General features: G+C 71.7%; 22 protein-coding genes. 12 read left to right on the forward strand and 10 right to left on the reverse strand.

Translation table 11 applies throughout. The features are described 5' to 3' along the window. Window positions 1-8: 8 nt before the first annotated feature. Genes Acy02nite_RS37705 through Acy02nite_RS37715 form a run of 3 tightly spaced genes read right to left on the reverse strand, consistent with a single transcriptional unit; the run spans window position 9 to window position 2,970 of the window. The gene (locus Acy02nite_RS37705; RefSeq protein WP_203752521.1) at window positions 9-611 is read right to left on the reverse strand and encodes an urea amidolyase associated protein UAAP2; all 603 of its coding nucleotides are present in this window, start codon (window positions 609-611) and stop codon (window positions 9-11) included. Next, complete coding sequence (locus tag Acy02nite_RS37710; protein ID WP_203752524.1) at window positions 608-1,414, reverse strand: urea amidolyase associated protein UAAP1; 807 nt, start codon at window positions 1,412-1,414, stop codon at window positions 608-610. The genes Acy02nite_RS37705 and Acy02nite_RS37710 overlap by 4 nt, the downstream gene beginning before the upstream one ends. Beyond that, window positions 1,411-2,970, reverse strand: coding sequence for an amino acid permease (locus Acy02nite_RS37715; protein ID WP_203752526.1), 1,560 nt, complete (start codon window positions 2,968-2,970; stop codon window positions 1,411-1,413). Before Acy02nite_RS37715 ends, Acy02nite_RS37710 begins: the two co-directional genes overlap by 4 nt. A 161-nt stretch (window positions 2,971-3,131) precedes the next feature. Between Acy02nite_RS37715 and Acy02nite_RS37720 the strand changes: the two genes are divergently transcribed. The 3 genes from Acy02nite_RS37720 to Acy02nite_RS37730 are packed head-to-tail and all read left to right on the forward strand — an operon-like array spanning window position 3,132 to window position 6,487. Continuing rightward, entirely contained in the window at window positions 3,132-3,725 is a 594-nt protein-coding gene (locus Acy02nite_RS37720; protein ID WP_203752530.1) for a TetR/AcrR family transcriptional regulator, read from the forward strand. A 33-nt stretch (window positions 3,726-3,758) separates the two neighbouring features. After that, the gene (locus Acy02nite_RS37725) at window positions 3,759-5,282 is read left to right on the forward strand and encodes an alkaline phosphatase D family protein (RefSeq protein WP_203752533.1); all 1,524 of its coding nucleotides are present in this window, start codon (window positions 3,759-3,761) and stop codon (window positions 5,280-5,282) included. Then, entirely contained in the window at window positions 5,279-6,487 is a 1,209-nt protein-coding gene (locus tag Acy02nite_RS37730) for a hypothetical protein (protein WP_239175559.1), read from the forward strand. The genes Acy02nite_RS37725 and Acy02nite_RS37730 overlap by 4 nt, the downstream gene beginning before the upstream one ends. 264 nt (window positions 6,488-6,751) lie before the next feature. On the opposite strand, the gene Acy02nite_RS37735 is transcribed toward Acy02nite_RS37730, so the two are convergent. Then, a complete protein-coding gene (locus Acy02nite_RS37735) occupies window positions 6,752-7,642 on the reverse strand; it encodes a LysR family transcriptional regulator (RefSeq protein ID WP_203752535.1) in 891 nt (296 codons plus the stop codon). A 79-nt stretch (window positions 7,643-7,721) separates the two neighbouring features. On the opposite strand from Acy02nite_RS37735, the gene Acy02nite_RS37740 reads away from it, so the two are divergent. Both Acy02nite_RS37740 and Acy02nite_RS37745 read left to right on the forward strand, forming a co-directional pair. Next, the gene (locus Acy02nite_RS37740; RefSeq protein WP_203752537.1) at window positions 7,722-8,567 is read left to right on the forward strand and encodes an NAD(P)-dependent oxidoreductase; all 846 of its coding nucleotides are present in this window, start codon (window positions 7,722-7,724) and stop codon (window positions 8,565-8,567) included. Then, complete coding sequence (locus tag Acy02nite_RS37745; protein WP_203752539.1) at window positions 8,564-8,971, forward strand: RidA family protein; 408 nt, start codon at window positions 8,564-8,566, stop codon at window positions 8,969-8,971. Before Acy02nite_RS37740 ends, Acy02nite_RS37745 begins: the two co-directional genes overlap by 4 nt. Window positions 8,972-9,077: 106 nt before the next feature. Here Acy02nite_RS37745 and Acy02nite_RS37750 read toward each other — a convergent pair whose 3' ends face one another. Next, entirely contained in the window at window positions 9,078-9,719 is a 642-nt protein-coding gene (locus Acy02nite_RS37750) for a hypothetical protein (RefSeq protein ID WP_203752541.1), read from the reverse strand. A gap of 78 nt (window positions 9,720-9,797) precedes the next feature. On the opposite strand from Acy02nite_RS37750, the gene Acy02nite_RS37755 reads away from it, so the two are divergent. After that, window positions 9,798-11,132 (forward strand): AI-2E family transporter, encoded by a 1,335-nt coding sequence (locus Acy02nite_RS37755; protein WP_203752542.1) that lies wholly within the window; start codon window positions 9,798-9,800, stop codon window positions 11,130-11,132. Here Acy02nite_RS37755 and Acy02nite_RS37760 read toward each other — a convergent pair whose 3' ends face one another. Next, entirely contained in the window at window positions 11,133-12,167 is a 1,035-nt protein-coding gene (locus Acy02nite_RS37760; protein ID WP_203752544.1) for an aldo/keto reductase, read from the reverse strand. A 102-nt stretch (window positions 12,168-12,269) separates the two neighbouring features. Here Acy02nite_RS37760 and Acy02nite_RS37765 point away from each other — a divergent pair, with 102 nt between their 5' ends. Continuing rightward, entirely contained in the window at window positions 12,270-13,130 is an 861-nt protein-coding gene (locus Acy02nite_RS37765) for a helix-turn-helix transcriptional regulator (RefSeq protein ID WP_203752545.1), read from the forward strand. 28 nt (window positions 13,131-13,158) lie between these two features. Further along, the gene (locus Acy02nite_RS37770) at window positions 13,159-13,902 is read left to right on the forward strand and encodes an arginase family protein (protein WP_203752547.1); all 744 of its coding nucleotides are present in this window, start codon (window positions 13,159-13,161) and stop codon (window positions 13,900-13,902) included. A gap of 163 nt (window positions 13,903-14,065) precedes the next feature. Here Acy02nite_RS37770 and Acy02nite_RS37775 read toward each other — a convergent pair whose 3' ends face one another. Both Acy02nite_RS37775 and Acy02nite_RS37780 read right to left on the reverse strand, forming a co-directional pair. Further along, the gene (locus Acy02nite_RS37775) at window positions 14,066-15,226 is read right to left on the reverse strand and encodes an RNA polymerase sigma factor (RefSeq protein WP_203752549.1); all 1,161 of its coding nucleotides are present in this window, start codon (window positions 15,224-15,226) and stop codon (window positions 14,066-14,068) included. After that, complete coding sequence (locus tag Acy02nite_RS37780) at window positions 15,214-15,585, reverse strand: YciI family protein (RefSeq protein WP_203752550.1); 372 nt, start codon at window positions 15,583-15,585, stop codon at window positions 15,214-15,216. Before Acy02nite_RS37780 ends, Acy02nite_RS37775 begins: the two co-directional genes overlap by 13 nt. 109 nt (window positions 15,586-15,694) lie before the next feature. Here Acy02nite_RS37780 and Acy02nite_RS37785 point away from each other — a divergent pair, with 109 nt between their 5' ends. The 4 genes from Acy02nite_RS37785 (at window position 15,695) to Acy02nite_RS37800 (ending at window position 20,057) form a co-directional block, all read left to right on the forward strand. Next, the gene (locus tag Acy02nite_RS37785; RefSeq protein ID WP_203752551.1) at window positions 15,695-16,417 is read left to right on the forward strand and encodes a histidine phosphatase family protein; all 723 of its coding nucleotides are present in this window, start codon (window positions 15,695-15,697) and stop codon (window positions 16,415-16,417) included. Beyond that, window positions 16,401-17,249 carry an NAD(P)H-hydrate dehydratase gene (locus Acy02nite_RS37790; RefSeq protein ID WP_203752552.1) on the forward strand — a complete coding sequence of 283 codons (849 nt, stop codon included), beginning with the start codon at window positions 16,401-16,403 and terminating at the stop codon, window positions 17,247-17,249. Before Acy02nite_RS37785 ends, Acy02nite_RS37790 begins: the two co-directional genes overlap by 17 nt. A 139-nt stretch (window positions 17,250-17,388) precedes the next feature. Further along, on the forward strand, window positions 17,389-17,712 hold the full coding sequence (locus Acy02nite_RS37795; RefSeq protein ID WP_203752553.1) for a hypothetical protein: 324 nt from the start codon (window positions 17,389-17,391) through the stop codon (window positions 17,710-17,712). A 116-nt stretch (window positions 17,713-17,828) separates the two neighbouring features. Beyond that, window positions 17,829-20,057 (forward strand): putative bifunctional diguanylate cyclase/phosphodiesterase, encoded by a 2,229-nt coding sequence (locus Acy02nite_RS37800; protein WP_239175560.1) that lies wholly within the window; start codon window positions 17,829-17,831, stop codon window positions 20,055-20,057. 18 nt (window positions 20,058-20,075) lie between these two features. Here the strand turns inward: Acy02nite_RS37800 and Acy02nite_RS37805 are convergent, their stop codons facing one another. Together Acy02nite_RS37805 and Acy02nite_RS37810 are read right to left on the reverse strand one after the other, a co-directional pair. Continuing rightward, window positions 20,076-21,068 (reverse strand): zinc-dependent alcohol dehydrogenase family protein, encoded by a 993-nt coding sequence (locus tag Acy02nite_RS37805; RefSeq protein WP_203752556.1) that lies wholly within the window; start codon window positions 21,066-21,068, stop codon window positions 20,076-20,078. An 88-nt stretch (window positions 21,069-21,156) separates the two neighbouring features. Next, complete coding sequence (locus tag Acy02nite_RS37810) at window positions 21,157-21,489, reverse strand: ArsR/SmtB family transcription factor (protein WP_203752559.1); 333 nt, start codon at window positions 21,487-21,489, stop codon at window positions 21,157-21,159. Window positions 21,490-21,561: the final 72 nt, after the last annotated feature.

Genomic DNA, 21,561 nt, shown 5'->3' on the forward strand with positions numbered 1-21,561 from the left:
GGCTCGAGTCAGGCGGTGACGACCATGCGGACGGGCGTGGGGTCGAAACCGTTGCAGGGGTTGTTGATCTGCGGGCAGTTGGAGACCAGGACCAGGACGTCCATCTCGGCCCGCAGGGACAGCGACAGCCCGGGGGCGGAGATGCCGTCGACGATGCCGAGGCTGCCGTCGGGGTCGACGGGGACGTTCATGTACCAGTTGATGTTGGAGACCAGGTCACGTTTGCCCAGGCCCCAGCGGCTGCCCTCGATGAGGAAGTTCTCGACGCAGGCGTGCTGGTGCTTGGTGTGGTGCCCGTAGCGCAGCGTGTTCGACTCGCGGCTGCACGCGCCGCCGACCGTGTCGTGCCGCCCCACCTCGTCCGCGACGACGGTCATCAGCGGCCGGCCCTCACTGGAGCGCAGCACGCTGCCCGTGGTCAGGAAGACGTTGCCCTGCGCGGCGATGGTGTCCGGCGCGGAGTAACGCTCGGCGGTGTCGTCCGCGTTGTAGATGAGGCAGTCGACGGCCTGGTTGCCCTTGAGGTCGATGATCGTCAGGGTCTGGCCCGCGCGGACGATCGCGGACCACGGTGCCCGCGCCTCGACGATCTGATCAAGAACGGTCGTCATCCGATCCCCCGGGCGGTGAGATAGTCGGCGGTGTTCAGGAAGGCGCGCTCGCCCTCGGGTGACCGGCTCCACAGCGCGTCAGCGGGCGTCGTCGGATGACCTTCGAAGGCGTTCACGCGTACGGCGGAGCAGGTGTAGTCGTCACGAGGGTCGAGCGGGTGCGGCACGTTGGCGAGCAGCACCGTCACCGGCATCTCGGCGCGCAGCTCCACGACCGCGCCCGCCCCGGCCGAGCCGAGCCAGGTGAACCCGCCGTCGTCGCCGACCCGCAGCCCCTGGAAGAAGGAGATGCTCGGCGGCAGGTCGCGGCGGGTCAGGCCGTGCTTGGCGGCGGCGAGCGTGAACAGTTCCCGCCCGGCGGGGGTGGGGCCGTGGGGGCTGCCGTCGCCGTACCGGGAAGTGTTGCTCCGCAGTGTCGTCGTGCCGCAGAACGTGTCCGAGCGGTCGCGCGCTCCGGCCGTCACCGACGCGAGGACGCGCCCCTGGTCGGAGAGGAGCAGGTGACCCTCCCCCACGTAGGCCTGCCAGAGCACCTTGACGGTGTCGGCGACGTTGAGGCGTTCCCACGGTTCGTCGGCGTTGAACAGCAGCACCGAGACGCAGGCGTCGCCGTACAGGTCGGTGAGTCGCAGGGTCGTGCCGCGGGCCAGGCGCTTGCTCGCGTACCCGCCGCCGGGAATGGTCTCTTCCCAGGTCAGCCCGGGTGAGGCGGGAACGGTCGGCATGGCCTCGACGACGGTGCCGCCCTGGGCGCGGGCGTGCTCGCGGGCGCCCGCGGTGGTAGCGGTGGTCGCGGTGCTCATGCGATCTCCTCGGCGACGACGGGCGCCGCGGTGGGCAGGGTCAGGTGCAGCGACATCGCGCGGGTGCGGTAGCGCAGGTAGGCGAGCCCGCCCAGGGCCAGCGCGCCACCGACGAAGAGCAGCGAGAAGTAGTGCAGGTACCAGTGCGCGCCGGCCGGGTCGTAGACCTCGGGACGCGGCCAGCCGAGGTTGAGGATCATGCCGATGCCGTAGACGACGGCGAGGACGTTGACGACCAGGCCGAACCTGCCGAGCGAGAACAGTCTGCCGCCGCGCTCGGTGGTCACCTCGTCCTCCGCGTGCGGCCAGCCCTTCAGCCTGCGGACCAGGAGCGGGACGGTGACCAGGGCGTACGCGATGTAGAGCATCACGATGCAGACGCTGGTGATCGCCGTGAACAGGGCCGGCTGACCGATGTTGACCAGCAGCACCGCCGCCGCGCCGACGCCGACGACCACCGACGGCAGGATCGGGGTGCCGGTGCGCGGCGAGACCTTCTGGAGCGCGCGGGAGAACGGCAGGACGTTGTCGCGGGCCATCGAGAACACCATCCGGCTGCCCGCGGTCTGGATCGCCAGGGTGCAGACCGCGATCGCGATCGCCACGTCGATCAGCAGGATCCGGCCGCCGGTGTCGCCGAGCCGGCTCATCAGCACGTACGGCAGGCCCTCGGTCGCGAGCCGGCCGTCGGTCAGGCTCGGCGCGGCCATCAGCGCGGCGATCAGCGTCAGCCCGCCGCCGATCCCCGCCGCGGCGAGCGCCCGCAGGATCGTGCGCGGGGCGGTGTGCCGCGGGTCGCGGGTCTCTTCGCTGAGCTCGCCGGCGGAATCGAAGCCCACGACGACGTACGCGGCCATCAGCGCCGACACCAGGAAAGGCCCGACGTAGCCGAGGCCCGAGCCGGTCCCGCCGGTGTCGAAAACGACGCCCGGTCCGCGCTCGGCGTGCGTGAACAGCAGCACGATCACGGCCGCCACGCCGATGATCTCCAAGGTCACGCCGGTGCTGTTGACGATGGACATCAGGCGTACGCCGGAGATGTTGATGATCGTCGTGACCGCGATCAGCAGCGAGCCGAGGATCACCGCGTTGGTGGCGCCGGTGGTGGAGGTGAGGGCGGAGTCACCGCCGACCAGCTGGAATCCGGACCAGATCGACGGCAGCACGACCTGCAGCGCGATCGCGGCGGCGGCGACCGTGGCGATCTGCGCGATGATCATGACCCAGCCGGCGAACCAGCCGACCGTGGCATTGGAGAGCCGGCGCGACCACTGGTAGATGCACCCGGAGATCGGGTAGCGGGCGGCCAGCTCGGCGAAGGTGAGCGCGACCATGAACTGCCCGGCGAAGACGAGCGGCCAGGTCCAGAAGAACGCCGGCCCGCCGAACGAGAAGCCGAACGCGAAGAGCTGGAAGACGGTGGTGAGGATCGAGACGAAGGAGAACCCGGCGGCGAAGCTCGCGTAACTGCCGATGCTGCGGCGCAGTTGCGGCTCGTAGCCGAAGCCGCGAAGATCCGCGCCGTCGGTGTCGGGCGGGGCAGAGGTTACAGACATGGCCGCCTCCTGGGAGTTCAATTCCTGTCAGTTGACAGATTCCGGTGAGCAGCCTCGACAGTGGTTTCTCCGCGGTAAACCTTGAGTTGCCGACTGTGTCGGCACGGTTACATCGCAGCCGGGCCGGAAGTGACGTCCGGGGGCCGTGGCACGATTCAGGCGTGAGTTCCGCACCCTCGTCCGTCGGCCGGCCACGATCCGGCGCCCGGCGGCTGCCGTCCGCCAGCGCGCGCGAGGAGATCCTGGACGCCGCCGCCGAGCTGTTCGCCCAGCGGGGTTACGCCGCGACCTCGACGCGGCTGATCGCCGAGCGGGTCGGGATCCGGCAGGCGTCGCTCTACTACCACTTCAGGACCAAGGAGCAGATCCTCGCCGAGCTCCTGGAAGCCACGGTCCGGCCGTCGCTGACGCACGCCGAGTCGCTCGGCGACCTGGACGCGGCTCGGGCACTGGAGTCGCTGGTGCGCTTCGACGTCGGCGTGCTGCTGACCGCGCGGTGGAACATCGGGATCCTGTACGCGTTGCCGGAGATCGCCACCGAGCCGTTCGCCCGGTTCCGCCGCGAGCGTGGCGAGCTGCGCGCCGTGTACCGCCGGCTGGCCGGCTCCCCGACCCCCGGCGACCTGGTGTTCGGGCTGGTCGAGAGCGTGATCGGGATGCGCCGCGACGTGCCGGACCTGCCCCCGGCGGAATCCTTGCAGGCCACTGTCGCGGCGGCCACGACCCGCATCATCGAAGCCACATCGATGATCTAGCATTCCGTGCGGAACGTAGTTACGTTCTCCACTATGACGATCATCAATCGCCGGGTCTTCGTGCTCGGCGGATTGGCAACCGCCGGCACGCTGGCCGTGCCGTCCCTGGCCAGCGCTGCCGTCCCGTACCCGTTCACCCTCGGGGTCGCCTCCGGCGAACCGGACTCCTCCAGCGTCGTGCTCTGGACCCGCCTGGCGCCCTCCCCGCTCAACGCCGACGGGCAGGGCGGCATGGCCAACGCCGATGTCACCGTCGACTGGCAGGTCTCGGCCAGCTCCACGTTCGGCTCGCTGGTCGCGTCCGGCTCGGTCACCGCCCGCTACGCCGACGCGCACTCGGTGCACGTCGTGGCCGGTGGGCTCGCGCCCGGCGCCGAGTACTACTACCGGTTCCGCGCGCAGGGGCACCTCTCCGCGGTCGGCCGCACCCGCACCGCCCCGGCCGCCGGCACGTCCGGCAGCGACCTGCGGATGGCGTTCGCGTCGTGCGCGCACTACGAGTCGGGATACTTCACGGCGTACCGCCGGATGGCCGAGGACCGGCCGGACCTGATCCTGCACCTGGGCGACTACATCTACGAGGATGCCGCCACCACCGGATCGGTGCGCGAGCACGCCGGGGCGGAGATCGTCAGCCTCGCCGACTACCGGCGCCGGTACGCGCAGTACAAGGCCGACCCGGACCTGCAGGCCGCGCACGCCGTCGCGCCGTGGATCGTGGTGCCGGACGACCACGAGGTGGAGAACAACTACGCGAACATGGTGCGCAACGACAACAGCCCGGCGCTGACCGCCGCGCAGTGGACCGCCCGGCGGACCGCCGCGTACCGCGCGTACTACGAGAACATGCCGCTGCGGCCCGCGCAGGCACCGACCGGCAACAGCATCCCGCTGTTCCGGCGGGTGCAGTGGGGCACGCTGGCGACGTTCCACATGCTCGACACCCGGCAGTTCCGCGACGACCAGGCCTGCGGTGACGGGTGGAAGGTGTGCGCGGACGCGGACCTGGCCGGCCGCTCGCTGACCGGCGCGGCGCAGGAGAGCTGGCTGCTCGACGGGCTGGACCAGCACGCCGCGACCTGGGACATCCTCGGGCAGCAGGTGTTCTTCGCGCGGCGCTTCGACACGGCGGGCGCGGCCAGCATGGACGGCTGGGACGGCTACCGGGCCTCCCGGTCCCGCATCCAGCAGGGGTGGCGCGATCGCAACGTCCGCAACCCTCTGGTCCTGACCGGTGACGTCCACCGCGCCTGGGCGAACGACCTGCTCGCCGATTACGCCAGCCCGAACTCCGCGGTGATCGGCACCGAACTGGTCTGCACGTCGATCGCGTCCGGCGGCGACGGCACCGCGAACAGCACCATCCCGGACGTGGCGACCAACCCGCACCTGAAGTTCTACTCCGAGCGCCGCGGTTACACGCTGACGACGATTTCCCCCTCCCAGGTACGGGCGGACTTCCGCGCGGTGGCGTCGGTCAGCGAGCACGGCGCGGCCGTCTCCACGCTCAAGTCGTTCGCGATCCTCGACGGAACCCCGGGACTGGTGGCACTGTGATCCCCCTTCTGACCGCGGCCCTGCTCGCCGCCACCTCGGTCACCTTCAGCACCGTCAACAGCGTCGCCACCGGCGACCAGGACTCCCCCGCGATCGCCACGAACCGCAACGGGCAGGTCGCCGTCGTGTGGAAGGACGACCGGGACGAGACCGACCCGGCGGACGACGCGCACTCCGAGATCTACCTGCGACTGTTCAAGGACGGCACGCCGGTCTACGAGCTCAAGCTGTCCACCGGCGGAACCAGTGGCGTCGACTGGAAACACATCACTCCGGACGTCGGGCTCGACGACAAGGGCAACGCCGTCGTCGTGTGGGCCGACGACCCCGACGGCAACGGCGTGTTCAACATCCCCTACCGCGTCGTGTCGCCCACCGGCGCTGTGCTCGCCTCCGGCCGGGCCAACGCGGACGTAGCCGGTGACCAGCGGGTTCCGCGCGTCGCCGTGGACCCCGACGGGACCTCGGGCAGCGCCTCCGCGGTGGCGTTCACCGTCGTCTGGGAGGACATCCAGGGCTCCGCCTACACCGTCAAGGCCGCCGGATACACGGCCGCGACGACCAAGGCGTACGAGGTGACCGCCTCGCAGTCCACCGGCGCGCACCACCGGCCGGACGTGGCGGTGTCCGCCTCCGGAGACGCGACGGTGGTGTGGGAGGAGGACGCCGACGGCAACGCGTACGACAACGTGGGCCTCGTCCGGCTCGCCCGGGCCAACGGCGCGGTGACGCTCAGCCGCCGCAGTGCCAACTCGCTCGGCGACGGGCAGCAACGCCGGCCCGCGATCGCCGCGAACTACAACGGCGACTTCGTGGTGGGCTGGGAGTCCGACCACACCGGGACGAACGGGGTGTGGGCCCGCTCGTTCACGGCCGCCGGCGTCGCCCGGCACCCCGACGCCGAAGTCTCGGCCACGGCGGGTGCGGCGGCTCCCACCGTCGGCATCGACGACCAGGCCGGCGCGGTGGTGGGCTGGACCGTCTCCGGGGCCGACGGATGGCTGCGCGGGATCAACGAGGACGGGACGTTCACCGGGCGTCTCGGGGCGCAGACCCTGACCGGCACCACGACCGGACGGCAGGACCAGTTCCAGGTGGCGGTGTCGGCTTGGGGTGAGGTGCCGGTCGCGTACACCGACGACAACGACGGCAACCTCTTCGACCAGATCATCCTGGGGGTCGGCGCCACCAACAGCGACTGGTGACCCACCCCACCCCGTAGCCCTCCCGCCCCGACCCCAGCGCTCCACCGTCCGCAGCGCTCGTGCGCGGCCCGCAGCGCTCGTGCGCGGCCCGGCCCGCGGGAGGCCGCCAAGATCGTGGTCGCCGACGAGGGATGGCAGCCGCGGGTGAGCGCCGCGGGCTGGTCTGCCGGCCGGCCCGCGGCGCGACTCACGCTTTCCGGCTCGCCCAACCCCCCGGGTCTGTTCACAGCTCGGGTTCCGTGCGACGTCGTCGAAGTGCTCGTCTTACAGCTGCGGGGACCGTGCGACCTCGTCGAGGTGCTCGATGAAGCGATCGACCGCAGGCGGGCGGCTGCGGCCCGCCGGCGTCGCGGCGTAGACCTTGCGGGCCGGCGCGTCGTCGGCGTGGACCCGCAGCAGGACGAGGTCGGCCGGAGCGCTGCGCGCGGCCAGCGACGGGACCAGGGTGACCCCGAGCCCGGCGGCCACACAGCCGAACTTGGCGGTCCACTCGGAGACGGTGAAGTCGATCCGCGGACGGAAGCCGCTCGCCGCGAACAGGGTCTCCTCCGGCCGGGTGGAGTTCGCGATGAACGGGTCATCGGCCAGCTCGGCCAGCCGGACCGTGCGACGGCGGGCCAACCGGTGATCGCGGGGCACCGCGACCAGCATCCGCTCGTCGACCAGATGGTGCAGGTCGAACCGGGCCGGGTCGGGCGGCCCGGACGGAACCGTGCTGACCACGGCGACATCTACCTCCCCGGCCTCCAGTCGCTGCAGCAGCGCCGGGGTGAAACCCTCCACCAGCGACAACGCGATCGCCGGGAAGGACGCCCGGAACGACGCCAGGGCCCGGGGCACCAGCGCGGCGACCGCGGTGGCGAACGCGCCGACCCGCAGCCGTCCCGCGTCCAGCGCGTCCAGATCGTCGACGGCCTGGCGCGCCGTGGTGAGCCGGTCGAGGAGCGCCTCGGCGTGCGGCAGCAGCGCGCGGCCGTGCTCGGTCAGCGCGATGCCGCGGGGCAGCCGGTCCAGCAGGCGGGCGCCGACCTCCGCCTCCAGGGTGGCGATCTGCCGGGACACTGCGGACTGGGTGAACCTGAGCCGCTGCGCGGCCGCGGTGATCGACCCGAGGCGCGCGACCGTCCGGAACACCTCGAGCAGTTGCGTCTCCACCGAGCCATGCTAGCCGGGCATGGCAGCCATGCGAGACAGTCGCTGGTCGCATGGCTGTCGCTCCCCTAGCGTCATCGGCATGACAGATGTTGCGGTGCTCGGCACCGGAAGGATGGGCGGCGCCATCACGGGCCGGCTGCGCGCGGCCGGCCACCAGGTCACGGTCTGGAACCGTGACCGGACCCGGGCCGCCGCCACCGGCGCCCCGGTCGCACCGACCCCGGCGGCGGCCGCGGCCAGCGCCGACCTGGTGATCACCATGCTGACCGACGGCGAGGCTGTCGAGGCGGTGCTGTTCGACGGGGGTGCCGCGGCAGCCGTACGCCCCGGCGCGGTGCTGGTGCAGATGTCCACGATCAGTCCCGCGCAGACAACGGCGATCGCCGCCCGCCTGCCCGGGACATCCTTCGTGGACGCCCCGGTCGGCGGCAGTGTGGACGCGGTCGCCGCCGGAACCCTCGCCCTGTTCGCCGGTGGCACACCCGAATCCCTGGACCGGGCCGAGCCGGTGCTCGAGAGCCTCGGCACGGTCACCCGATGCGGGAAGGCAGGCGCCGGATCCGCAGTCAAACTCCTCCAGAACACGGCCATGCTGACCGCGCTCGGCGGACTGCACGACTCGCTCGCGCTGGCCGCCGCGCTCGGCATCCCGCACCCGCTGGCGGTCCGGCTCCTGGCCGCCGGGCCGCTCGGGACGGCGCTGCGCCGGGCGGCCAGTGTCACGGCCGACTTCCCGGTCGCGCTCGCCGTCAAGGATCTGCGCCTGACCGGGGCCGCGACGCCGATGATCGCGGCCACGCTCGGGCTCCTGGAAGACGTACCTGATCAGACCGCGGACCTCGGTTCGCTGATCGCTCTCAAGCACCTCGATTCACTGATCGCCCTGAAGCACCTCGATTCACTGATGGCCCTGGAGAACTCGTGAAACTGACGCTGGACAATCCCGCGAGCGTGCCCGCGCCGTTCGCCGACCGGTACACCAACGTGGCGCGGGTCGACCTGCCCGGCGGCGCGCTGCTGACCCTCGCCGGGCAGGTCGCGATCGACGACAACGGCGAGGTGGTGGCACCCGGCGACACGGGGGCGCAGGCCGAGCGGATCTTCGAGCTGATCGGCGACCTGCTCGCCGCGCACGGGGCGGGCTTCGCGGACGTGCTGCACGTGCGGACGTTCATGCTCGACCTGGCCGACCTGCCCGCGTACGGAAAGGTCCGCCGCCAGATCTTCCCGAGCACTCCCCCACCCAGCACCACGGTTCAGGTGAGCGGACTCTTCCTGCCCGGGCTGACCCTGGAGGTCGAGGTCACCGCGGCAGTCACCGTCCCCTGAACCCGGCACGGCCCCGGTGTCAGGAGGCACACACGCCGGGCGCGGTGCCACGAGGTACACACGCCGGGCGCGGGGCTCAGGGAGTGAGGACGCCGGGGCGCGGGGTTCAGGGGGTGAGGACGTCGGGGAAGGCGGCCTCGCCGAACAGGCGGGTGAGGCCGAACAGGATCACGGAGACCAGGACGGAGACCACGATCGCGATGCCGAGGCCGCGCCAGCCGGTGCGGCGTGTCTCCGGGATCTCCGGGCGCGCCCACGGGACTTCGCGGAACGTCCAGTAGAGCACCCCCAGCCCGAACGGGATCAGGGCGAACAGCCACCACCAGTACCACCGCGTGCCGGTGACCGGGGTCGGGCCGGCCCAGAGCACGCCGAGGAAGACCAGCGTGAAGAGCAGGCCGATGCCGTTGATCAGCGTGCTCAGGCCGAGCACGTTCGCCGAGCGATGCTGCGGCAGCTGCGCTTTCAGATCCGGGGTGTCGCTGATGTCGGCCCAGTGAGCGCGGCCGTCCGGCGTACGCCAGGCGAAGATCCGGTCCTGCTCCCCGCCCTCCACGGTCGGCACGGCGAACCAGCGGTCCGGGGCGTTGTCCCGCCATTGTGCCCCGAGTTGGTACGCGACCACGCGGTCGGAGGCCATGTCCGCGAATGCCCTCTCGACGCCGGCCTCGCGCGGCGCGCCCCACCAAGCAGCGCCTGCCGCGACCAGCCACAGCGCGAGGAGCACCCACCGCACGATTCGCCACATGCGCTGACCTTAAACCGGATGATCAAGCATGAAATCGCGCGCCCCCGGGCATCGAACCAGCAACCGAAGGGGAACTTCATGAGCTGGGCACAGACGGTCCGGGAGCGCGCCCGGGCCACACTGGCGACCGCCGCCAGTCGCAACACACCGCCGCCGTTCACGGCCGGCCCCGACCTGACCGACAGCACCACCCCCGTCGTGGTCGTCAACCAACCGCCGACGTCCTCCGCGGACGTGCTGCCGCGCGGTGTGCGCACGGCCGGCGCGTGGTCGTGGCGTTTCATCCTCTTCGTCGTCGCGGCCTACCTCTTCCTGCGCATCGTCGCGCTGCTGCACATCGTGCTGATCCCGGTGGCCGTGGCGATTCTGCTCGCCGCGCTCTTCCAGCCGCTGAGCGCCATCATGATCCGTAACGGCATGAAGAAATCGCTGGCAGCGGGTCTGGTGGAGATCACCGCTCTCCTGGTGGTCATCGGTGGGCTCAGTCTCATCATCCGGACGTTCATCAGCCAGTTCGACAACCTGTCGACCCGGGTCAGCCAGGGCGTCGACGAGGTGCAGCGCTGGCTGGCGGACAGTCCGCTGCACATCACCGATCAACAACTGAGCCAGTACGTCGATCGGGCGCGCGACTCGTTCACCTCCAGCCAGGGGTCGATCACCAGCGGCGCTCTGAGCACGGCCACCACCGTGGGTGAGGTCGTGACCGGGTTCTTCCTGGTCCTCTTCACGCTCTTCTTCTTCCTCCGGGACGGTGGCCAGATCTGGGCTTTCCTGTGCCGGCTGCTCCCGCGGGAAGCCCGGGTGGCGACCGCGCGGGCCGGGCACTACTCGTGGCACACGCTCGTCTCCTACGTCCGGGCGACCGTGCTGGTCGCCTTCGTCGACGCCGTGGGCATCGGCATCGGCCTGTTCGCCTTCCGGGTCCCGCTGGCGCTGCCGCTGGCCGCGCTGGTGTTCCTCGGCGCGTTCATCCCGGTGGTCGGCGCGACCATCAGCGGCGCGGTGGCGGTGCTGGTCGCACTGGTCGCCAACGGCCCGGTGACCGCGCTCGGCATCCTGGCCGTCGTCATCGCCGTCCAGCAGTTGGAGGGGCACGTCCTCCAGCCGCTGATCATGGGACGTGCGGTGGCGTTGCACCCGCTCGCCGTGATCCTGGCGATCGCCGCCGGCGTGGTGGTCGCCGGCATCGTCGGTGGCCTGATCGCGGTGCCGCTGCTCGCCGTGCTGAACACCGCCATCCGATACCTCGTGCAACACCCGAGTGGCGAGCCGACGCCGGATCGTGAGCCGCCGGGCACCGAACCGACCGACGACGACGAGGCGAGGGCCGAGGATCAGGCCGAGGCCGCCGAGCGCCGCCTGGACCCGACCAGCCCGCCCCCGGGCGACACCTCGGTGGCCACCGCCTAATCAGTTACCGACGCCGACGCCGGACATCATCGCCGAGGGGTAGCGGTCGCCTCGGGCCGCTCCCTTCGGCACGGCTCTCTCGATCTCCGCGAGATCGGCCGCCGAGAGCTTCAGGTTCGCCGAGGCCAGGGCTTCCGCCAATCTGGTACGTGTCCGGGCACCGACCAACGGCACGATGTCGTCCCCCTGGGCCGCGACCCACGCGATGGCGAGCTGGGCCACGGTGACGTCTCTCGTCCCGGCGACTCGGCGCAACGCCTCGACCAGGGCCAGGTTGTGCTCGGCGTTCGCACCCTGGAACCGTGGCATGCGCCCTCTATTCTCGCCGGGACGACCGGCGTCGGCCGGTTTCCAGTGCCCCGAGATCAGGCCACGGCTCAGCACCCCGTACGCCGTCAGGCCGATGCCGAGCTCCCGCAGCGTGGGCAGCACCTCCGACTCGACAGCCCGGGAGATCAACGAGTATTCGATCTGGAGGTCGGCGACCGGGTGCACGGCGTGCGCCCGGCGGATCGTGTCGGCGCCCACCTCGGAGAGGCCGACGTGCCGCACATGGCCGGCGTCGATCATCTCCTTGATCGCGCCGACCGTCTCTTCGATCGGCACGGCCGGGTCGAGTCGCGCCGGGCGGTAGATGTCGATGTGGTCGACGCCGAGGCGGGTCATCGAGTGGATCAGGAAGTTCTTCACCGCGGCGGGCCGGCTGTCCTGCCCGTTGAAGCCACCGCCCGGCTGGCTGAGCGCGCCGAACTTGACGCTCAGCAGGTAGGAGTCGCGCGGCCGGTCGCGCAGGGCCTCGGCGAGCAGCATCTCGTTGTGCCCGGTGCCGTAGTGGTCGCCAGTGTCGATCAGGGTTATGCCGGCGTCCAGCGCGGCGTGCACGGTGGCGATGCTCTCGGCGCGGTCGCTGGCGCCGTAGACCCCGTTCGTCATGCCCATGGCGCCCAGCCCGAGGGCCGAGACGACCGGGCCGTCAGTTCCCAGAGTTCGGGTGGATCCCAGAGTTCGTGTGGTGACCGGAGTTCGTGTCTGCATGCCGTTCACCCTGCTCCCGTTTCCGGGTGGCGAGCAGTGGAGCGCTTATCGTGGGAGCAACGCTCCCTGTTTGGTCGCCCTTCGGCGAGGAAGCATGGGGGCATGCAACGAGAGCAGCTCGCCGACTTCCTCCGCCGCCGGCGCGAGGCGATCCGCCCGGCCGAGGTCGGGCTCGCCGACGGTCCGCGCCGCCGCACGCTCGGCCTGCGGCGTGAGGAGGTGGCCGCGCTCGCCGGCATGTCCACTGATTACGTGATCCGTCTGGAGCAGGGCCGCAGCAGCCAGCCGTCCACGCAACTGCTGGGTTCCCTCGCCCGGGCCCTGCGCCTGTCCGACGACGAGCGCGCTCACCTGTTCCGCCTCGCCGGTCACCAGCCGCCGCCGGCCGACGGGGTCGCCCGGCTGGCCCGTGCCGGCCTGGTGCGGATGCTCGACCTGCTCGGCGACACCCCGGCCATGGTCATCTCCGACCTGAGCGAGGTGCTCGCACAGAACCGGGCGTCGCAGCTGCTCGTCGGCGATCTGACCGCTTTCTCCGGGCCCCGCCGCTACCTGATCTATCGCTGGTTCACCGAGCCCGAGGTTCACGCCGTCCACATCCCGGAGGAGCGGCAGCACCACACCCGCCAGCTGATCGCCGACCTCCGGGTGACCGAGGGCCGGCGTCCCGGCGATCCGGTGGTCGAGCGGCTGATCAGCCGGTTGCTGGCCGACAGCGTGACGTTCCGCCGCTTCTGGCCCCAGCACGAGGTCGGCGTCCGCCGGGCCGACCGCAAGACCCTGGTGCATCCCCGGGTGGGCCCGATCCTGCTGGACTGCGAGACCTTGGTGACTCCGGATCTGGGTCAGCAGCTCGTGGTGCTGACCCCGGCCGACGCGGAGTCCCGGGAGCGGATCGACCTGCTGCGCGTCCTCGGCATCGAGGAATTCCCTCTGGCCGAGATCGACGAGAACGTGAGGTGATCCTGGCCTGGGGTTCTAGTGTGGACGCGTGACTACGATCCTTGTGCCCTATCACCAGGACGAGCGGGTGGAGATCCCGGTCCGGGCAGACATCACCGTCGAGCCGGATTTCCCCGGTGGCGACGCCTGGCAGCAGGTCGCGGCGCTGTGCGACGCGACAGCGGCGGCGGTGGCGCCGGCCGTCGCGCGCGGCGAGGTCCCGCTGGTGTTCTCCGGCGACTGCCTGGTCGGTGGCGGCGTGGTGGCGGGCACGCAGCGAGCAGGCGCGGATCCGGCGATCGTGTGGTTCGACGCGCACGGCGACGTGCACACGGTGGAGACGAGCACCTCCGGTTACCTGGGCGGGATGTCGCTGCGGCTGGTGACCGGGGCACATCCGGAGAGGTATGCGGACAGGTTCGGCCTGCGCCCTCTGGGGCCGGAGCGCGCGGTGCTGGTCAACGCGCGTGACCTGGACCCGGCCGAGGCGGAGTATCTGGCGACAAGCGCCACCGGCCGGATCCCGGTCGATCAGGTGACCGTCGACGCGCTGCCCCCGGGCGCCCTGGTCCTGCACGTCGACGTGGACGTGATCGACCCCGCCGACCTGCCCGGGCTCAAGTTCCCTGTCCCGGGCGGCCCGTCCGCGGACGAGGTGCTGGCCGCGTGCGGGCGGGTGCTGGCGACCGGCCGGGTGGTGGCCGTGCACGTCTCCTGCCCCTGGTGGGTCGCCACCGACCGGGAGCAAGACGTCACGCGTGAACGCTTGGCGGCGCAGTTCGCCGCGCTCTGAGCCGCAGCGACACTCAAGCCAGGGGCCGGGCCGAAGCGAGTAGACCCGTTCCCGCCCGGCCCGCCGTTCCCTGACCAGCCCGGCGTCCCTGACCAGCCGCAGATGCTCGGGGATGCTGGGCCGCGCTTCCCGCCAGGCCGGGTTGGCCGGTGCAGGAGATTTCCTACCCGTCGAGCCGCACCAGGCGTTCCTTCAGGTAGTCCCGCTCGGCGGGGTCGCTCGTCAGCTCGATCGCCATCCGGTACGCCGTAACCGCCTCCCCCACCCGCCCGAGCCGCTCGAGCAGATGCGCCCGAGCGGCCCGCGCCGGCTGGAATCGGTCACCTGCCAGCGCGTCGAGCCGCGCCAGCCCCGCGGCGGCGCCTTCCACCTCGGCCACCACGACGGCGTGGGCGACGCTCGCACCGAGCGACGGCGCCACCGAGTCCAGCACCTCGTGCAACGCCAGCAGCGACCGCCAATTCGCGGGCCGCACGCAGTGCACGGCCTGGATCGCCGCCTCGAGCTGGAACCGCCCGAGCCGGCCGCACGCGTGCGCCCGCCGCAGATGCCGATGCGCCCGCTCGATCAGTTCGCGATCCCACCGCGCCGGATCCTGCTCGCCCAGCGGCACGAACCGGCCGTCCCCGTCCGTCCGGGCCTCGGCCCGAGCCGCGCTGAGCTGCATCAGCGCGGCCAGCCCGTGTGCCTCCGGTTCGTCCGGGGCGAGTTCGGTGAGCACGCCGGCCAGATGCAGCGCCTCGCCGGTGGCGTCGATCGCGTACGCCCCGTAGACCGCTTCGAGCACCGCTGTCATCCGCCCCGGCAGGTCACCCCGATCGGGCAGCCGGAACGGGATGCCGGCCGCCTTGATCCGCCGCTTCGCCCGGACGAGCCGGGTCGCCATCGTCGCGCCCGGCGTCGAGAAGGCGCGCCCGATCTGCCCGGCCGTGAACCCGAGCACCGTGTTGAGCATGAGCGGCGTGTGCACCGCCGGGTCGATCGCCGGATGCGCGCACACGAGCATCAGCTCGAGGCGCCGGTCCGGGATCGCGTCGACGTCCAGCTCGTCGAGGTGAGCCGGGGCGTCGCGGGACTCCTCGAGCGGGACGACCCGCCGGAGATCGGCCGACCTCCACCGGTCCCGCAGCCGGTTGCGCGCCACCGTCAGCAGCCATCCGTCGGGGTTGCCCGGGGTGCCACGCTCCGGCCACGTCCGCACCGCCCGCTCGAACGCGTCCGCCAGCGCGTCCTCCGCCGCGGCGACGTCGCTGGTCACCGCGAAGAGCAGCGCCAGCAGCCGCCCGTAGCTGTCGCGCGCCGCGAGCGTCGTCAGTTCGACCATCGGCCGTCCAGGAACGCCGTCGCCACCGGCCGCACCTCGATCGTGCCCCACTGCGCGCCCGGGCACGTGCCGGCCCAGCCGATCGCGGCATCGAGATCGGCGACGTCGACCAGGAAGATGCCGGCCAGGACCTCCTTCGTCTCGGCGAACGGCCCGTCCTGAACCCGCAGCTCACCGTCGCGGCGGGTGACGGTGGTCGTGGCCAGGACCGGCTGCAGCACGTCCGCCGACACGAGCACCCCGGCCTGCTCCAGCGCCTTCGCGTAGATGTCGAACTGCCGCCGCGCCTCGGTGATCGTCTCCTCGGCGAGCTCGCCGTCGGCCGGCTCCCCGTAGTGCATCAGGATGGCGTACCTCATCGTGGATCCTCCCTGCCGAGCATGTGTCGCTGTCACCGATATGACGATCCGGCCCGGCCCTGATCGCCGGATGTGCCATCTTTTCCCGGGATCCGGGTACAGCAGCCGCATGAAAGACTTCCGATGGCTGGGAATCGTGCGGCACGGCGAGAGTGTCGGCAACATAGCCGCCGCCGAGGCGGAGCGCAGTGGCGCCGAGGTGATCGACATCGCGGAACGGGACGCGGACGTGCCGCTCTCGCCGACCGGCCGTCGACAGGCTCAGGCCTTGCACCACCATTTCCGCCGTACGGCGTTGAGCACCGACCTGGCCGTCGTCTCGCCCTACCTGCGGGCGCGGCAGACGGCTGAGCTGGCACTGGACGGTCTCGGCGTCCCGCTGATCGTGGACGAGCGCCTGCGCGACCGGGAGCTGGGCATCCTCGACCTGCTGACCAACGCCGGGGTGCACGCCCGCCACCCGGAGGAGGCGCTGCGCCGCTCCCACCAGGGCAAGTACTACTACCGTCCACCGGGCGGCGAGAGCTGGGCGGACGTGCTGCTGCGTCTGCGCTCGCTCCTGCGGGAGCTGCGCGAGGACCACCCGGACGGCAGGATCCTGCTCTTCGCCCACGAGGCCACGGTGTGGCTGGTCCGCTCGCTGGCCGAGAACGTCCCGGAGCCCGAGCTGATGACGCTGGCGCGCGGCGAGGCGATCGCGAACTGCTCGATCAGCTCGTGGTCCGGGGACGGCGTGCGCCTGACGCCGGAGCGCTTCAACGACGCCGGGCACCTCGAGGACCACGGTGCCCCCGCGACCGAACAGGAGGAAGTCCGTGCCGAACCGGCCTGACGAACAGGTGATCACCCCGCAGGTGCTGCGCGACTGGTCGCTGCCCGATCCCGGGGACAGCAAACTGTCCCGGGGCACGGTGCTGGTGATCGGCGGGTCCCGGTTCAACCCGGGCGCGGTCCTGCTGGCCGGGGAGGCGGCGCTGCGCGCGGGCGCCGGCCGGCTCCAGCTCGCGGTCGCCGACGAGGCCGCGATCTCGTTGAGCATCGCGGTGCCCGAGGCGAAGGTGGTCGGCTTCCCGTCCGGCGGCGGGCCGCTGCCCGAGCAGGTGACCGAACTCGCGGCGGAGGCCGACGTGATCCTGATCGGCCCGGGGCTGGACGACATCGGGCAGACCGACGCGCTGATGCGGCAGGTGCTGGATGCGGCGAATCCGGACGCGGGCGTGGTGCTCGACGCGTACGCGCTGGGTGCTCTGAGCAAGGACGCGGGACTGTTGCCGCAGACCCGAGCCGTCCTCACCCCGAATCTCACCGAGGCCGAGCATCTGCTGGGCCGCGAGCCGGGCGACGACCTGGCCGCGGCGAGCCGGGCGCTGGCTGATCGTTATCAGGCAGTCGTCTCGCTCTACGGCCGTATCGCCCACCCGGACGGGCGGGTGTGGCGGGAGGAGAGCGGCGACGCCGGGCTCGGCACCTCCGGCAGCGGTGACGTACGCGCCGGGATCGTCGCCGGCCTGCTGGGACGCGGCGCCGAGCCGGCTCAGGCGGCGTGCTGGGCGGCGTTCGCGCACGCGGTCAGCGGGCAGCGGCTGACCCCGCGCCGCGGCCGCACGGGCTTCCTCGCCCGGGAACTCGTCGACGAGGTCGCCGACACCCTGGCCACGGTGTGAGGAAACGGATTACCCGCATTCCGGAGTCGTATTCCGGCCACCCAAAGTAATCAGGCAGAAAGCACCGAACTGCATTTCTCCCCCTTTCTTCCGTGCTTCACTCAATGGGTCCGAACCCGAATACGGAAGAAGTGGGAAAATGAGTAGGTCGAAAGTATTGGCGCTGGTGGTCGGCCTGTGCACGCTGGCCGGGCCGATCCCCGCGGCGCACGCCGCACCCCAGCCGCCGCGCGATTTCGACACGATCGGGTACTTCCCCGCGCCGTCCGACTGCCAATGGGCCGGCAACACCGGCCGTCAGCAGAGGCAGTGGACGCGATTCGATTGCGACCGTGCCGGTGGCGCGTACCGCGGGCTGTGGCAGCTCACCGTCCAGCGTTACGGCGCGACCCGGTGGCCGGGTGGCCCCGGCGGCCCGGGCCGCCCCGACTGGCCGCACGGTCCCGGGCCGCGACCGCGCTGATCAGCGGGGACCTTCGGGACGCGGAGTGCCGCAACAACCCGAAGACCCTCAACTCGCAACCAGCCGTGCCGATCTCTGACCATGCGACGGACAGTCCATGACGAGGGAGGCGCGAGTTGGCCCGCTGGCGCGGCTGGTTGACGCCCCTCGCCCTGGTCATGGCCGTGGCGGAGGTGTTGCTGATCCTGCTGGGCACCCGCACCGGCTTCCCGCGGTTGCTGGTGTGGGGCCCGGCGGTGGCCGGGGTCGCATCGACCGTCTGGGCGTTCCGCGTCGCCTCCCGACGAACAGCCGGCGAGCTACGGACCTTCTGGGCCCGCCTGTCCGTGGCGTTGGGCGCGATCCTGATCGCCGCGATCAGTCAGATCGCCGACCTCGTCACGATGCCGTTCACCGGCATGCCGCCGATCGGCGCGCGAACACTGCTGCTGTACGTGATCGGCACCGTCCTGGCCATCGCCGGCCTGCTCCGGCTCCCCGGCGGTGGCAGCTCCTGGCGCCAGCTGACCACCGCGGTGCTGGACGTGGCGGTCGTCGCGGTGACCCTCGGGATCGCCGCCTCGGAGTACGTCGGCTGGTATATGAACAGATTCGGCGTCAGCACGTCCGCGTGGTGGCTGAACATCGCGGTGATGGCGATCGCCGGCGCCGGCGCCACCGTCGTCGTGAAGATCATGGCGGCGCGCCGCAGCCCGGTCCCGCGCGCGGCGCTGTGGTGGCTGGCCCCGATCGGGCTGGCCGGGCCACTCTCCACGGTCCTGATGACCCTGCTCAAGCCGTGGCCGCACCTCAACGGCAGCGCCGCGGTGCTCCCGTTCGTCGGCCTGTTCGGCGTGCTCGCCGCACGCGCCCAGCAGCGTCACCTCGCCGGCGCGCAGGAGACCCCACTGCCCGCGGAGGATCTGCCCGATCACCGGCGGAGCACCGCGATCCCGCTGGTCGCGACCGGGCTGACCAGCCTGCTCGTGGCGACGGTGTTCCTGAGGACCGGGCATCTGAGCACTGTCCAGGTGGCCGGGACGACGCTGTTGTTGCTGCTGGTCGTGGCGCGGCAGGCGGTGGCGCTCGCGGAGAACGGGAGGCTGCTGCGGACCGTGGCGCGCCAGACCGCGCACGACGAGCTGACCGGGCTGTTCAGCCGCCGGCACTTCACCACCGCGGTGGCCCGGGCCGGCGGGACGAACACCGTGGTGCTCCTCGACCTGCGGGAGTTCCGGGCGGTCAACGACGGGCTGGGGTCGGCCGTCGGTGATGCGGTGCTCATCGCGTACGCGAATCGTCTCTGTCTGGTCTTCGGCGACCGTGCGGTGATCGCCCGCCTCGGGGGCGACGAGTTCGGCCTGCTGCTGCCGGAGTCGGTGGACGTCGCCGAGCGGCTGGCCGCGGCGGGCGCCGAGCCGCTGCGTGCCGCCGGGCACGACGTGCTGATGGAGGTCTCCGTCGGTGTCGCCTCGGGCGCCGACGACCTCTACCGGCAGGCCGAGATCGCACTGCGCGAGGCGGCGAGCGGCGCCGGGGCGCGCGTGGTCCGCTACGACGCGTCGCTGGAGCAGCGGCTGACCCAGCGCGCGACGATCGCCGCGGATCTGCGCCGGGGGCTGACCGCGGGTGAGTTCCACCTCCTCTACCAGCCGATCGTCGAGCTGCCGCACGGGCGGACGGTCGCCGTAGAGTCGCTGATCCGCTGGTCGAAGGACGGGCGGACGATCTCGCCGGCCGAGTTCATCCCGGTCGCCGAGGACACCGGGCTGATCGTGGAGCTCGGTGCGTGGATCATCGACACGGTGTGCGCGCAGGCGGCCGCGTGGAGCCGGCGGCACGGATGCGACGCGCTGCGATCAATCGCGGTCAACGTGTCGGCCCGGCAGCTCCTCGACCCGGGTCTGGTGGACGTGGTGGCCGGCGCCATCGCCCGGCACGGGATCCCGGCGGCGCGGCTCACCGTCGAGATCACCGAGACCGCCGTGTTCGCCGGGGGCCGTGCGCTCGCCACCGTCAACGCGCTGTCGGCGCTCGGGGTGACGATCGCGCTGGACGACTTCGGGACGGGCCACTCGTCGCTGGGGCTGCTGCGGATCTGCCCGGTGGACGCCATCAAGGTGGACAAGTCGTTCGTGGACGGGCTGGGCGGCGGGCCGCAGCAGGAGGCCATCGTGATCGCGCTGACCGGGATCGCGGAGACGTTGGGGCTGTACACGGTCGCCGAGGGCGTGGAGACGGCGGCGCAGGCGCGGCGGTTGCACGAGCTCGGGTACCGGTATGCGCAGGGCTTCCACTTCGCCCGGCCGCTTCCCCCGGCCGCCATCGACGACCTGCTCGACCAGCAGGTCACCACCGCCGCCTGACGACACTGACCCCCGGCATCAGTGCGCGACCGTGACGACGATCTTGCCGACGTGCCCGTTGGCCTCCAGGTAGCGGTGGGCGTCGGCGATCTCGCCCAGGTCGAACGTCCGGTCGATCACCGGGGTGAACGAGCCCAGCGCGAGCCCGGCGTTCACGAACGCGACGGCGCGGCGCAGACGTTGCGGATCCGTGGTGATCTCGTGCAGCGTGTACGTCCGGGTCGACAGCGCCGGATAGCTTCGCGCCCGGGGCAGCGGGGTGGTCCGCGGGTCCAGCGCGCCGTAGACCACAAGGCTCCCACCAGGGGCGATGCCCCGCGCGATGGTCTCGACGCCGGGCCCGGCGACCGGGTCGAAGGCGAGCCGCACACCCTCTCCCCCGGTGATCTCCCCGATCCGGGCGGGCAGGTCCTCGTCGTCGGTGACGATCACGTGGGCGGCGCCGGCGTCGAGCAGCCGTTGCCTCTTGGCCGCGGTCCGGGTCGCGGCGACGGGGACCGCGCCGACGTGCCTGGCGATCTGGATCGCGGCCTGGCCGACACTGCTGGACGCGGCGGTGATCAGCACGTGGTCGCCGGGACGGACCTCACCGGTCTCGGCGAGCGGGCCGTACGCGGTCACGTACGCCATCCACACGGCCGCCGCGGTGGTCGCGTCCACGGTCGCCGGGCGGGGAACCACCACCGCGCCCGGCACCAGCACGTGGTCGCCGTACGTACCGTATTCGGTCAGGGAGAACCCGGGGACCACCGCGACCGGATCGCCCACCCGGAGATGGCCGACGTCCTCGCCGAGCGCCTCGACGACGCCGGCCGCCTCGTAACCCAGGGTGGCCGGGAAGCGGGGCCGGACGAAGTAGACGCCCTCGCGGTACATCACGTCGGCCCGGTTCAGACCGATGGCGTCGACGCGGAGCCGGACCTCACCCGGGCCCGGGTCGCCGACCTCCATCTCACGCACTGTGAGAACCTCGGGCCCGCCGAGCCGGTCGAACTGCACGATCCTCGCCACGATGACTCCGTTCTGGCCACGGGAGCAGATGACCGGAACGCTACGCGCTATCTTCGATGACCGTCAAACTTTGACGGCCATCGGAATATCAATCGTCGGCGGAAGCGGACAGCACCGAGGTCAACAGGCCCGGAAAACGCTCCTCCCACTCGTCGGCGCGCAGCGCGTTCATCTTGGTCGTGCCCGCGTAGTACTGCCGGATCAGGCCGGCCTCGCGCAGCACCGCGAAGTGATGGGTGAGGGTGGAATCGGACACGTTCGTGTCGAAGGATCCGCAGCTCTTCTCCGCCTCGCTGCGCGCCAGCTGAACGACGATCGAGCGGCGCACCGGGTCGACCAGCGCGTCGAGCAGCTGCTGGAGCGACACGTCCGACACGTCCGGATGCTCGATGGTCCGGACGGCACTGCGGGGGCGGGGCACGACGAACTCCTCCAACCAGACGACAAGTCAGACTAGCTCTCCGTCAGAGCGCGATCAGGCCGGCCGGGGTCG

The organism is Actinoplanes cyaneus, from assembly GCF_016862095.1.
Lineage (GTDB): Bacteria > Actinomycetota > Actinomycetes > Mycobacteriales > Micromonosporaceae > Actinoplanes > Actinoplanes cyaneus.

Excerpts from the sequence above, each read along its gene's own strand:
- Acy02nite_RS37740 (WP_203752537.1), top strand. The coding sequence starts at position 7,722 with ATGACAGATGTTGCGGTGCTCGGCACCGGAAGGATGGGCGGCGCCATC.
- Acy02nite_RS37710 (WP_203752524.1), bottom strand. The coding sequence starts at position 1,414 with ATGAGCACCGCGACCACCGCTACCACCGCGGGCGCCCGCGAGCACGCC.
- Acy02nite_RS37780 (WP_203752550.1), bottom strand. The coding sequence starts at position 15,585 with ATGAGGTACGCCATCCTGATGCACTACGGGGAGCCGGCCGACGGCGAG.
- Acy02nite_RS37785 (WP_203752551.1), top strand. The coding sequence starts at position 15,695 with ATGAAAGACTTCCGATGGCTGGGAATCGTGCGGCACGGCGAGAGTGTC.
- Acy02nite_RS37750 (WP_203752541.1), bottom strand. The coding sequence starts at position 9,719 with ATGTGGCGAATCGTGCGGTGGGTGCTCCTCGCGCTGTGGCTGGTCGCG.
- Acy02nite_RS37795 (WP_203752553.1), top strand. The coding sequence starts at position 17,389 with ATGAGTAGGTCGAAAGTATTGGCGCTGGTGGTCGGCCTGTGCACGCTG.
- Acy02nite_RS37755 (WP_203752542.1), top strand. The coding sequence starts at position 9,798 with ATGAGCTGGGCACAGACGGTCCGGGAGCGCGCCCGGGCCACACTGGCG.
- Acy02nite_RS37705 (WP_203752521.1), bottom strand. The coding sequence starts at position 611 with ATGACGACCGTTCTTGATCAGATCGTCGAGGCGCGGGCACCGTGGTCC.
- Acy02nite_RS37760 (WP_203752544.1), bottom strand. The coding sequence starts at position 12,167 with ATGCAGACACGAACTCCGGTCACCACACGAACTCTGGGATCCACCCGA.
- Acy02nite_RS37765 (WP_203752545.1), top strand. The coding sequence starts at position 12,270 with ATGCAACGAGAGCAGCTCGCCGACTTCCTCCGCCGCCGGCGCGAGGCG.
- Acy02nite_RS37715 (WP_203752526.1), bottom strand. The coding sequence starts at position 2,970 with ATGTCTGTAACCTCTGCCCCGCCCGACACCGACGGCGCGGATCTTCGC.
- Acy02nite_RS37725 (WP_203752533.1), top strand. The coding sequence starts at position 3,759 with ATGACGATCATCAATCGCCGGGTCTTCGTGCTCGGCGGATTGGCAACC.
- Acy02nite_RS37775 (WP_203752549.1), bottom strand. The coding sequence starts at position 15,226 with ATGGTCGAACTGACGACGCTCGCGGCGCGCGACAGCTACGGGCGGCTG.